This window comes from Mucilaginibacter aureus (assembly GCF_053514885.1).
On the sequence record NZ_CP170601.1, the window covers coordinates 4781718 to 4794774 of the forward strand.

A 13057-nucleotide genomic window follows, 5' to 3' on the forward strand; every position below is an offset into this window, starting at 1 on the left:
ACAGATCGTAATAAGTAAGAGTAAAGTTTTATAAATATTTTTCACCTCCGGTAAATGTACCTGTCAATATTGACCGGCATAGCTAATGTAACGTTGTCACCTGATAATTGTTACCACGCCTGATATTTTACTACGCCCGTGTTTGGGGTCGATAATATAGTAGTAGGCGCCGACAGGCAAAATTACACCATTATAACGACCATCCCATGCGGTTGAGTACCCGAGGGAAGAAAAAACTTTTTCGCCGTTGCGGTTAAATATGTCAATGGTGCAACCGGGGTATGAGTCGAGGTATTGAATTTGCCAGGTATCATTAATACCGTCACCGTTAGGCGTAAAAGCACTGGGTATAACAGGCGCCAGCAGTACTTTAACAAAAACCGAATCGGTAACCGGACACGATGTGCCGTTAGTGGTGGAGGTTACCGTTAATTTATATTTAGTATCTACCGAAGGCGAAGCAATTGGGTTAAGTATTTTGTTGTTACTCAGGCCGGTTGCAGGCATCCATAAGTAGGTAAGGTTATTACCTGTAGCTGTTGCCTGCAGTTTAGCCTGCCCTCCTGCCAGTATCAAAACATCGTAAACAGTACTAACAGCGGGAGCCGGTTCCACTGTAATGTTTTGCGTAAGGGTATCGGCACAGGTATTGGGTGATGTATACACGCATTTAATCGAATGCTTGCCTAATCCGGCTATAGCCGGATAAAATATACCATCGGACGATGTAACACCATCTATGGTAAATACAGGCGTACCGACAGGCCCGTTCTGTATACTCACACCGGATGATAACGTGATCACATTACCATTGATGCAAACCTGCGAATCGATTTTAAAAGTAACTACCGGAACAGGCAATAAAGTAATCAATTTATCACACGTTGATACACACGTTGTTGTTGGATATACACCCGAATAGGCCACCATGTGTACCTTATATTTTTTGCTTATTGTGGTGTTATTAACCGGGTAACTATACCTGAATAGCTGCCCCACAGTTGGACGTTCGTAGTGTGTTTTGGCCGTTGGATTATTGGCATAATCATAATACATATCAACGCTGGTTACATCACCATTACCAAAACCGGGCACCGTTGCGCTATCAACAAAAAACACCTCGCGGCTGCTGCATAAGGTTGTGCTGTTCAATACTATAAAATTAGCTTTAGGCGATGAACCGTTAACCTTAAATTGTTTAATAGTATCTTTAGAGCAGCCATCTTTAGTAATAACCGTCAATTTAGCATTGTAGGTGCCGATACCAGGGTATGAATGTGTTACCGTTAACCCGGTAGCTGTATTAGGATTGGTTATGGTAGCCGTTACATCACCAAAATCCCAGGTGTAAACCAATCCGTTTTTATCGGGAATGGCCGTAAAAATAGCCACACCATCATTAGCGCAAACATCGGGTATCACAAAATCGGCCACCGGCAACTGGTTAACAATAACCGACTTGCTGACTGATGTGCTGCTGCAGCCCAGGTTGGTAGTCACGATCAGTGTAACGATATAAGTTTTATAAGGGCTGAAGGTGTGCGTTGGGTTTTGAAGTGTTGATGTCATCGAACCATCACCAAAATCCCATAACCAGGAGGTTACGGTGCCTTCGGCCGCTGTTGACTTATCGGTAAACGTAATACTCTTAGTTTCGCAATCGGGTGTTGAATAAGTAAAATCGGCTACCGGCTTTTTATTGATATGGATACCCTGACTAAAATTGGTTATTGAACAACCGTTATGTCCCGTAACTGTAAGTTTCGCGGTATAATTGCCAGCCGTGGCATAAGCATATTTAGGATTTTGCACATTCGAAGTATCGCCGTTGCCAAAATCCCAGTGCCATGCCGATACTATTTTATTTGTGCCGTCGGTTTTATCGGTAAACAAAACACTATCACCCGGGCAGGCAGTGGCTTGTGCTGTAAAATTAGCCTGGCCGTTAACAGTGAAGTCCTTTGTTGTTGTAACAATACAGGTATCTTTTGATTTAACTGTTAAGCTGATATGGTATACCCCTGCTTTAATGAATTGGTGCGCCGGGTTTTTCACAAAAGAATTATTGGGGTTAGCCGTTGTTGCATTGGCATCGCCAAAGTCCCACAAATATTTAAATGGTATCTTACTGGTGTCGGCTGTAGTAGTTTTATCGGTAAACTGCGCTATGGCATTTACCAGGCAAACATCGGGCAAACCAAAATCAATAACAGGTTGCGGATGTACCACTACAGTATGATTTACAGAACTACTAAAACATCCCTTGTTGGTTGAAATTTGCAATTTAACCGTATAGCTGCCTGCCTTGGCAAACACATACTGAAAAGGTGTGTTGGTTGTTTTGGTTTCTGCGGCTGTGCCATCTCCGTAATTCCATGTCCATTGTGTTATTTTACCTTCGGCGGTAGTTGAGGCATCGGTAAATGTAATGGCCTGTGTTTCACAGTCAGGATAGGAGAATGTATAAGCAGGCACAGGCAAAGCACGTACATGGATCTTTTTTGTGCCAACGTTAACACAGCCTGATGAACTGGTAACAGTTAAGCTAACGGTATAATCGCCGGGATTAGGATAAGTATATACCGGGTGCTGTACGGCCGAAGTATCGCCGTTACCAAAATCCCAATGCCATGATTTTAAAACATTTCCCAATCCATTGGTTTGATCTTTAAAGCCAACGGTATCGGTAACGCAAACCGAATCGCGCGAAGCAAATTTAATTTGCGGCGGGTCGCTAACCACATAGTTCAGGTCGATCTCTTCATTAGAGCCGCATACCGTAGTAATAGGGTCTACCACCGTCGCCTTTATGGCATAAGTGCCCGCGGTATTATAAGCAACTGCCTGACCATAACCATACAGGTAAAGCTGCGTACCACCTTTGGTAAAAGTGCTTTTATAAGTTGGGGCCAATTGCGTTACCGGCGCGGAGCCATTACCCAGATCCCAGGTGATGCTGGTAGTGGCGTACGGGATAACAACCTGTGGCTCGAGGGCAGAACCTGTACAGCTTGCTGTATATACAGCACTACTGTTATTAGGGTCGGCGTATTGCACATATTCGTTCAGGTTTTTAACATTGGTACCCGCAGCATAACCGTATGACTCGGTACCTCCAAAACCATAGGCTATAGCATTAAAACCCTGACTTGCCGATAAAACATGCGTTGCATTAACAGTTACGCTTAATTGTGCTGATGAATAAGCAACGTTATTGGTTACGGGAGTAAATAAAGCCGCCTGCGAAACACCATCCAATTGAAATGAAGATACAGCTGCGGCCGGTATCACCACATTAATGAAACCGTTTAATATTTTATATTTATCTGTAGAATACAGCGTTACATGGTCAATGGTTTGTTCCAATGGGTTGAGGTAGATCATCTCAGGATCGCCTACATCTCCGGCTATAGTTGTACCATTAATACCATTACCCTGGGTAACAGCATATTGCACTACCTGTATTGGCTTATCAGCTGATATTACATTAGTGCTTTGGCTTTTAAACTCATAATAAAGGCTATTGGTAAAGCTGGCTGCCGGTACAACGCTGCCGTTCAGTTTAACTGTTGTGTTCGGGTCGCTTAACACAATACGATAAACGTCATAATTGCGCGACTTTAACGGAACTGTAATATAGTTCTTCCCCCACGAAGCAGTTGGGTAAACCTGCTGAAACAAGTTATCTGAACTGTTATTAGGCTTGCCGATATAGATTTTGTTACTACCCGAGAACACGGCTATTTTTTTACAGCCAGAGCCGCCATTACTTATTGAGGCGATATGTGTGCCGGTCAGATCGGCATTGTTGGCAATACCCTGGTAAACCTGGCCTTTATTTAAAGTGATGGTAAAAGGTGTATTAGCGGCGGCTCCGTTTATTAATGGCACGGTTGGTGTAATTTGCACCGTGGTGTTATCTTCGGTTGCAATTACCATAAATAACCCATACGAAGGCGTGGCATTACTATTTTGGGTATAGTTGAGCGAATAGTAATCGTTCGCCATGGTATTGACAGGCAGCAACAGTGTAGCCCCCGATACCGAACTGGCATAAATATGTGCGTATACGGCAATGGGATTTTTACTTGTGATGTGGATGCCCTTATTCTGCATGCCATTGGTATTGCCTAAAAATGCGGCGCTGGGGATGGGTACCTGGGTTACCTGGTTAGGTGTTACGGTAAATGCGATGGAGGTAAAACTATTATCGTTAATGGCTACCGTACCTGATGTGGATACGTCGGATGCGATATACAGGATCATTTGCGAGCCGCTTGTGCCCCCGACACCATTAATATGATCCATATAACCTGTCCAAAACTCGGTACCTATATTAGAGGAGCCGGATTGGGCAAAGCTATCGTTAATCAACAATAACAATAGGGCAACCAAAGCAGTTGCCTTAAATAATAGTTTCAATCTTAGTCAATCAGGATTTATTGTTAAACTGTTAATTTTAAGAATAGTTTAACCGACTAAAAGTACAAATAAAAAAATAATTAAGCTTTAGATTATAAAATTTACATTTACTATCAGGAAAGGCCGCCTTTTGTAAGCGCTTCAAGCTGTTTATTGGCCTGATCGAGCTTTTGAGCAAGATCGCGGTTCTCGCGGCGCAGGTTGTAAATTTCCATTGCGTTTTGGATATACATTTTTAGCTCTTCATCGGCCCAGGGCTTTACCAGGTATTTATAAACCTGCCCACGGTTTATCGCATCCATTACAGCGTTTACATCCGAAAAACCAGTGAGTAAAATACGGATGGTATCCGGGTAAACCGGGATGATCGATTCGAGGAACTCAATGCCTGTCATCCCCGGCATACGCTGGTCGGTTACAATTACCGCTATTTCGTTCTGATCTAATACCCGGCGCCCCTCCCTTGCCGATTGGGCTACATAGATATTAAAATCGCGTCTGAACGCAGCTTTAAAACTATTCAGGTTATGAATTTCATCATCAACATACAATACTCCAAACTGCGTCATGTAAATATCTATTAATGTATTCGGCTATAAACATCATCCGTGAACATCAGTACAAACGAATTTTAACGAACATAGGCCAAATGTTTAAATTTGTGCGCACATTTATGGCTAAAATTGCACCCGTTAATCCCATTGGCATAAATAATGAAAAAATATATCTTTTTGTTTTTATTATTAATAAAAAGCATTGTTTCATTTGCCGGGCCAGATACACTGATCATCCACGAAAGTGATACCAAATTAATCAATAAAAAATATTTTAAGCAATTAGAAGACTCGCGAAGTAACTTAAGTATCAACAATGTTATAAATTACGGTGTTTTTACCGACTGTCCTTCGGCCTTGCCACGCCTTAAAGTCTCAAATTCGGTGATCTGGTTAAAGCTTATTTTACTTAATAAAACCAACGAACCCTTTATACCTATTAGTCTCAGCGCCAGTGTTATTGACCATTTCGACCTATATTCGGTAAATGAGAATATTGGTAAAATTGTGCATATCAACGCAGAAACGCCCAAAACCGATGATAACATTTTACCAGCCATTAGTCTGATCAACTGCACTATTTTACCGGATTCAACTCGTACTATTTACCTGCGTATCGAAAGCAACGTACCCGATATTTTACCGATAGAGTTTCACGGAGCAAATATTTTTTTACAAAGCTTTATTTCAAAAAATATTATTTTTGGTATATTTATGGGCATAGTGGGTATTATGTTAATATACAACTTATTAGTTTATTTTATTGTAAAAGATAAAAGTTATCTGTATTATGTAAGTTATATTTTGTTTTTAGGGATAACACAATCCACCTTACGAGGTTATGGCCATACTTTTATCGATCACACTTTCTTAAACAGTTATTTCACTCCTGTTTGCCGCATCCTGTTTTGGGTATCGATTATTTTATTTGTAAACGAATTTTTGCAGTTAAAGCAACAAAACAGAAGGATTTATAAATATTTTTTATTATTATATTTTGTGTTTGCAATACCATTAATATTGGTTTTAATAGGCGATTTTACGCTTGCTTACAGCGTACTTTCAGCATGTGCCACCATATCCAGTATTGGTTTACTTGTTATTGGTATAACGTTATACTCCAGAGGTTACCGGCCTGCCAAGTTTTTTATGTTCGGCTGGGGATTGTTCCTGGTATCAGTATTGTTTTCTATAGCCCGCAACAAAGGTTTTGTACCTTATAACGATTTTACAAGTAACCTTTTATTGTACAGCTCGGTTATCGAGATTGTCATGTTTTCGCTGGCATTAGCCGATAAGATCAATTTTTATCGCGATCAAACTAATCAATCACAGTTTTTAGCTTTAAGAATTGCCCGCGAAAACGAGCGCTTAATAACCGAGCAGAATATCGGACTTGAAACCAAGGTATTGGATCGTACCAAAGAATTATTGGAGAGCAATAAAAATCTGACCGGCTTGGTTAAAAACCTGCGTGATGCGCAAACACAATTGATTGAAACCGAAAAAATGGCCTCGCTTGGACAACTGACCGCTGGCATAGCACATGAGATAAATAACCCGATAAACTTTGTAAAATCGAACGTAAAGCCCTTAAAACTCGATTTTAATGATATTTTTCAACTACTTGATCAATATGCAGCGATCGAAAAAGAAGCTATCGACAAAGACCTTTTCAAACCGGCCATTGATCTTAAACAAAGTATTGACCTCGATTTTATAAAAGCTGAGATAACCGACCTTTTAAACGGTATTGAAGAAGGTGCATCGCGCACAGCGGAAATTATACAAAGCCTGCGTACGTTTAGCCGCACAGACGAGGTTGAGCTTAAGCTGGCAGATATCAATAAAAGCATCTTAAGTACCCTGGTATTATTACGCAGTACTATCCCTTACTACATTGAGATAACTCCGGTTTTTGATAAGCTTGAACCCATCAATTGCTATCCGGGTAAGCTAAACCAGGTTTTTATGAACCTGATACAAAACAGCATACAGGCCATCACCGAAAAGGAAAGACACAATAAGGAAAACATACTCATTGTAACCCGCGATTACCCCGAAAATATCTCGATAGAGATAACCGATACCGGCACAGGGATGGATGAAACCACAAGGCAAAAAATGTTCGACCCGTTTTTTACCACTAAGGATGTGGGCGAGGGAACCGGGCTCGGTTTGTCGATAGTGTTCGGCATTATTGAAAAGCATCATGGCGCCATCGATGTAAAATCGAAACCAGGCAAAGGCACTACGATTGTGATTATGTTGCCGAAGACCTTAACGTAGAACCCCCTCCGCCCCCTAAAGGGGGGGGGGACTTTTGACTGGCATTTTCTCAACACAGTATCTTTTATTCCCCCTTTAGCGGGTTAGGAGGCTAAGCTTCCTCTTTAAAATAAACCTTGTAATAGTTCATGGCTTTGTCATCATCAAAACCTTTCTCTATCAGCTCCTTATCACCATGAATGTAGATATGAAAATTTTTGTCCAACTTAAGAATGCTTTTATAAACCCGGCTCTGCTTTTTTACGGCTGCGTTAGAAATATCGAATGATGAACCTATTTCGGTTTCGTGATCCTGTTCGTATTGGCTTTTATAGCTTTTAAAGGATTCTATAGCCTGCGGATTACCTAAAACCTCGTCGCTAAATTCATCCAGGTCAAATGTTTCCTTCTCCTTAAAATACTTCATTGATTTATTGAGCAGGTCGATTTTGTCGGCTTTGGTCAATTCAAACTGATCGTCGAGTTTTTCGGCAACAAAATTTTTGTAAATGCTTAATGTATTGCTGGTTTGATTAAAACTATCGTTGCGTATCCGAACCTTTAAAAAATCGTCTTTCCAATAAACAGCTTCGTTATTGCGGTTGGTTTGGTCGATCACCAGAACCTTGTAACCCTCTTCTTTTTCACTGTTAAATATCAGGCACCCCTTATCCAGTTTATGAATATTGATACCATCCTGCTCATACTCCAGGTTAAAACCACCGGTATCAGGATAAACTTTTAAATAAGTTTCTTTATTCTCCGATTTAAAGATACCTACAGCATCGTGCAGTTCACCTTCTAATTGAATATCCTTAAACAGGGCAACATATAGTTCACCAGCTTTTATTTTAGGATGATTGGTATTATCGAACAGGTATTTAGTTAACTGCTCACTTATTTTGTGAAAGTTAGCCGGGTCAGCAAACACCTCATGGCAAAAGTGAAAAACCTCGTTCAGGTTAAGGTCGTCGGTTGAGTGCATAAACCGGTAAACTTCGTTCACTTTTTCAAACGGGGTTAAAAAGTATTGCATCAGCAATTTATTCAAAAATTCGTCGGTTATGCCCAGCGGAGCATCAGATAATACATAAAATTCGTCAAGTAACTTGTTCCCAACACGATGCACGGATAGTTGGGATAATGTGGCTTCAAAGGCTGCGATCATGTAATTTTTATATAACGCAAATAAACAAATTACCAATCGTTAAAATTAATTTAATAATTATTATGAAAATTTTAAATTAATTTGAGCCATTGAGAATTAAATAATGTATTTTTGAAATAAGCAACCTTATTATATGAATATTTTTATTGGAAATTTACCTTATAAAATTGAAGAGTCGGAGTTGAGAGAACTCTTTGAAGACTATGGTGAATTAACCTCTCTTAAAATTATTACAGACAGGCAAACCGGCCAAAGTAAGGGTTTTGGTTTTGCCGAAATGCCTGATCGCGAATCTGCTTTAAAAGCAATTGAGGATTTGAATGCTGCCGAAATTTACGGACGCAATATTGTTGTAAAAGAAGCCGAAGAGCGCCCGGCAGGTGACCGAAAGCCCGGCGGCTTTAACCGCGGCGGAGGTTATAAGGGTAGCGGCGGAGGTTACAAAAAAGTTTAGCCCTTCCCTACCATATCGTCCACCGCTTCATCATGATGCTACCACTTCCTGATGAGATCAGTCTATAACTTTTCCTGTATATAGTTTTGTTTGTTACCCTTAGGCAACATAAAACCTTATTTATACTATTTTATTATGCAAACAACACCTGCTAAAGCGGCGTCGCCGTTGATGGTTATTATAGCTTTTGCTACCGTTTATATTGTTTGGGGCTCAACCTATTTCTTTTTGCGCGTTGCCTTACAGGGCTTTCCACCTATGCTTTTAGGCGCTGTGCGCTTTTTAAGCGCAGGTATAATATCGCTGATATGGTGCGTTGCCAAAGGCGAAAAACCTTTTGTAGCAAAAAACATTTTCCATGCATCGGTTAGCGGGGTGTTGCTTTTGTTTGTTGCGATGGGTACGGTAATATGGAGCGAACAGACATTGCCAAGCGCAATGGTGGCTATCCTGGTATCGGCTGCACCTATTTGGTTTGTATTGCTTGATTATCCAAAATGGAGCGAAAACTTAAGAAGTAAATGGACGATAGCCGGCCTTTTGATCGGCTTTGCGGGGGTGATCTTGTTGTTTGGCGAACAGATACTTAAAGCCTTTAACGTGCCCGGGGTGCAAACCAATATATGGGGTATGGCTGTACTTGTTTTAGGATCAATGGCATGGTCAGGCGGATCGTTATATGGAAAATATAAATCCACCGGAGTTTCAGGCATGGTCAATTCAACCTGGCAAATGCTCGCTGCCGGCATCTTGTTTGCTATTGCAAGTATACTGCATAGCGAAGTACAACATATTAATTGGTCGGCTATTCCGCAAAAAGCATGGCTGGCTATGGGTTATCTTATTGTATTCGGTTCATTAGCGGCATTTAGCGCTTATGTTTGGTTGTTACAAGTGAGACCTGCAACACAGGTAAGCACTTATGCTTATGTTAATCCGGTAATAGCGGTAATGCTCGGCGTATTCTTCGGGCACGAAAATATATCCCTGTTGCAGATATTTGGACTGGTAGTTATTTTAGGGAGCGTGTTACTGATCAACCTGGCCAAGCAGTATAAGGCAAATAAAGTTAAAGCAGTTTCAGTTTAGTTAGTCCAGGCCGCTTACACCACCCGATATCACAAATTTCATCATATCGGCACCGGTTTTATTGATGGGCTTAACCTTATCGGATGCTACAATAACCACCTGACCGGCAAACGAATATGAATAAGGAAAATACACAGCTACATATCCCGGAAGGTTAATTTTTGCCAGATCTTTTTGGGTGAGGAAGCCTATTTTCTTCAAGCCAAACTCGTTAACATCAACGATAACGGCTTCGTTAAACTTTTTTTCATCGCCAACAAAAGCCTCGGTCAGATCTTTAATAGACGAATACAAAAAATTGAAGAAAGGCAGGCGGTTTATCCAACGGTTAAACCAGTTTTTAATTGGTTGTGTAATAATGGTAGTTACCAGTACCCCCGCCAGCAAAACAATAACCACAACCAGTAAAATACCCAAACCCGGGATATAAATGTGCTTTCCTGTTTTGGGATCGACTATCAATTCATTACTGATGTTGAGCGCATTATCAACTGATGATATGGCCCAAAAAACAAGAAAAAAAGCTGCGCCAAGCGGCACTACAATAAGCAGACCTTTAACAAAATAATTAAGCAGCGCACGTAAAACTCTATTCATTGATCCAACGTATTCTATTCGTAAAAGTACACCCTTTTTACCCGTTGCGAAACATTGGTGAGTATTTCGTATGGAATAGTGCTGATTTGCCTGGCTAACTCCTCAATTTTATATTCCTCGTTAAAAACGATCACCTCATCCCCTTCCTTTACTTCTATTTCGCTTACATCTATCATTGTCATATCCATGGATATATTGCCAACCGTGGGCGCCAGTATTCCCTTTACGAGCATTTTGCCCACACCGTTACCAAAAGCCCGCAAATAACCATCGGCATAGCCAATGCGTACAGTGGCTATCTTACCATCTTTTAACAGGCTACCGTTACGGTTATAACCTACCGTTTCGCCGGCTAATATTTTTTTTACCTGCGATACACTTGTTCTTAAGGTAGCTACAGGTTGTAACGGATAAACCTCGTCTTTAATAGCGCTATCAATCCCGTAAAGGCCTATACCCAGCCTAACCATATCCAATTGGGCAACCGGCCAGCGGCTAATGGCCGATGTATTGGCAATATGCCTGTCAAACTTATATCCCACCGCTGCTTCTATCTGCGTATATGCCTTTTCAAAATCTGTTAATTGTTTTACAGTAAACGCATCATGAATCTCGGCGTCGCTTGCTACCAGGTGCGAAAATACCGATTGTATATGAACATAACGGTTATCTTCTATTAAATCGCAAAGAGTCTCCACCTCAAAATCTTCAAAACCCAAACGGTGCATACCCGTGTCTATTTTAATGTGGATGGGATAATTGAATATTTTTTTAGCCTGTGCAAATTTCACCAGCCCATCGAGCAAAGTAAAGCTGTAAATTTCGGGTTCGAGCTTAAATTCAACCAGCTTATCAAACGCCGATATTTCGGGGTTAAGCACTATAATGGGCAGGGTAATGCCCGCATTACGAAGTGCCACACCCTCGTCAATATAGGCAACAGCCAGGTAATCAACTTTATTAAACTGCAGCATGTTAGCCACCTCGAAACTGCCACTACCGTACGAAAAAGCTTTAACCATCGCCATGATCTTTACGCCCGGCGCCAATTTTGCTTTATAGTAATTGAGGTTATTTTGCAGCGCGTTAAGGTTGATCTCCATTACCGTTTCGTGGGCCTTTTGCACCAACACCCGGCTTACCCGTTCAAACTCAAAACTACGCGAGCCTTTGATCAGGATGGTTTCGTTCTTCAGCTCCAGCTCAGGCAGCTTAGCCAGCAGGCTATCAGTGTCGGCAAAAAACTGTTTGTCGGGTATGGTAAATGTATCCTGGTGTGCAAATATAGCCTTACCTACACCTATAAACTTATCAATCTTTTTTTCCGTCAGCAGTTCGGCCACCTGCTTGTACAATACATCGGGTTCCAGTCCCGACTGAAATACGTCAGAAAAGATCAGCGTGCGGGTTGGATGCTGATTTTGCTGGTTCAAAAAATTAAGAGCAATTTCCAGCGATTGGATATCAGAATTGTATGAATCGTCGATTATGGAACAGTTGTTTATCCCGTCTTTAAGCTCCATGCGCATGCTTACCGGCACTAATCGCTCCATCCTATCGTCAATCAAGGCCGCATCATAACCTAAAGCCAGCATAACTGCCCAGCAGGTAATCGCATTTTCAACCGAAGCTTCATCTATAAAAGGCACCAGGCACTCTATTTCGGTTCCGTCGTAACGGGCACGTAAATAACACTGGTGCGCTATCATAGTTTCGCTAAATACATGCAGGTCGGCCTCGGCTTTATCCCGGCTCCAGGTAAATTGTTTTTTGCCCGGTTTATCACCTTTGTAAGTTATTAACGTGTCGTATTTATACACTACCAGGTTACTATTAGCAAAAAGCTTAAGCTTTTCTTCCAGCTTTTGTTCGGCATTGGTAAAGCCTTCGTTGTGTGCTGCACCCATGTGCGTTAAAACGCCTACCGTGGGCTTGATCATGGCCTCCAGGCGTTCCATTTCGCCTGTGGTGGATATACCGGCCTCAAAAATACCCAGGTTGTGTATGTCTTCCATTTGCCACAGCGAAAGCGCCACTCCCAATTGTGAGTTAAAGCTTTTAGGATTGCGTACTATCTTTTTATCCGGACAGAGCAGTTGATACAACCACTCTTTAACAATGGTTTTACCGTTACTACCGGTAATACCTATCACATCGTAATCAAAACGTGCCCGGTGGTATGCGGCCAAAGCCTGCAGAGCCTTCAGTACATCGGCAACAATTAAAAAATTGGCATCGCTCATCATATCCGCCGTAGCGGGAATATGGGCAACTACAAAATTGCGTACGCCCGCTTTGTATACTTCCGGGATAAACTCATGTCCATCCCGCCTACCCTCTAACGCAAAAAACAAGGATATGGCCGGGTTGTTGATCTTACGGCTATCGGTTAGCAAACTGCTTATGGTTGTTTGCTGTGTGATGGTGCCGGTAGCTCCAACAATTTGTTGTATTTGTGTAATAGGGTATTGGTTGTTCAACATGGCTCTAATTTCAAGATATTTA

At 41.4% G+C, this 13057-nt stretch carries 8 protein-coding genes; 3 read left to right on the plus strand and 5 right to left on the minus strand.

Annotated features, from left to right (window positions below; translation table 11 throughout):
* Nucleotides 1-96: 96 nt before the first annotated feature.
* Entirely contained in the window at nt 97-4422 is a 4326-nt protein-coding gene (locus tag ACFGVR_RS20415; RefSeq protein ID WP_448699357.1) for a PKD domain-containing protein, read from the minus strand.
* 113 nt (nt 4423-4535) lie between these two features.
* Nucleotides 4536-4991, minus strand: a complete 456-nt coding sequence (locus ACFGVR_RS20420) for a response regulator (RefSeq protein ID WP_448699358.1) — start codon at nt 4989-4991, stop codon at nt 4536-4538.
* A gap of 144 nt (nt 4992-5135) precedes the next feature.
* Between ACFGVR_RS20420 and ACFGVR_RS20425 the strand changes: the two genes are divergently transcribed.
* Nucleotides 5136-7265 (plus strand): sensor histidine kinase, encoded by a 2130-nt coding sequence (locus ACFGVR_RS20425; protein WP_448699359.1) that lies wholly within the window; start codon nt 5136-5138, stop codon nt 7263-7265.
* Between the two features lie 91 nt (nt 7266-7356).
* Here the strand turns inward: ACFGVR_RS20425 and ACFGVR_RS20430 are convergent, their stop codons facing one another.
* The gene (locus tag ACFGVR_RS20430; RefSeq protein ID WP_448699361.1) at nt 7357-8412 is read right to left on the minus strand and encodes a nucleoid-associated protein; all 1056 of its coding nucleotides are present in this window, start codon (nt 8410-8412) and stop codon (nt 7357-7359) included.
* A 133-nt stretch (nt 8413-8545) separates the two neighbouring features.
* Between ACFGVR_RS20430 and ACFGVR_RS20435 the strand changes: the two genes are divergently transcribed.
* Nucleotides 8546-8866, plus strand: a complete 321-nt coding sequence (locus ACFGVR_RS20435) for an RNA recognition motif domain-containing protein (RefSeq protein ID WP_448699362.1) — start codon at nt 8546-8548, stop codon at nt 8864-8866.
* A 135-nt stretch (nt 8867-9001) separates the two neighbouring features.
* Nucleotides 9002-9955, plus strand: a complete 954-nt coding sequence (locus ACFGVR_RS20440) for an EamA family transporter (RefSeq protein ID WP_448699363.1) — start codon at nt 9002-9004, stop codon at nt 9953-9955.
* Here ACFGVR_RS20440 and ACFGVR_RS20445 read toward each other — a convergent pair whose 3' ends face one another.
* Nucleotides 9956-10552 carry a DUF502 domain-containing protein gene (locus ACFGVR_RS20445; protein WP_448699365.1) on the minus strand — a complete coding sequence of 199 codons (597 nt, stop codon included), beginning with the start codon at nt 10550-10552 and terminating at the stop codon, nt 9956-9958.
* A gap of 14 nt (nt 10553-10566) precedes the next feature.
* Complete coding sequence (locus ACFGVR_RS20450; protein ID WP_448699366.1) at nt 10567-13035, minus strand: bifunctional UDP-N-acetylmuramoyl-tripeptide:D-alanyl-D-alanine ligase/alanine racemase; 2469 nt, start codon at nt 13033-13035, stop codon at nt 10567-10569.
* Nucleotides 13036-13057 lie beyond the last annotated feature (22 nt).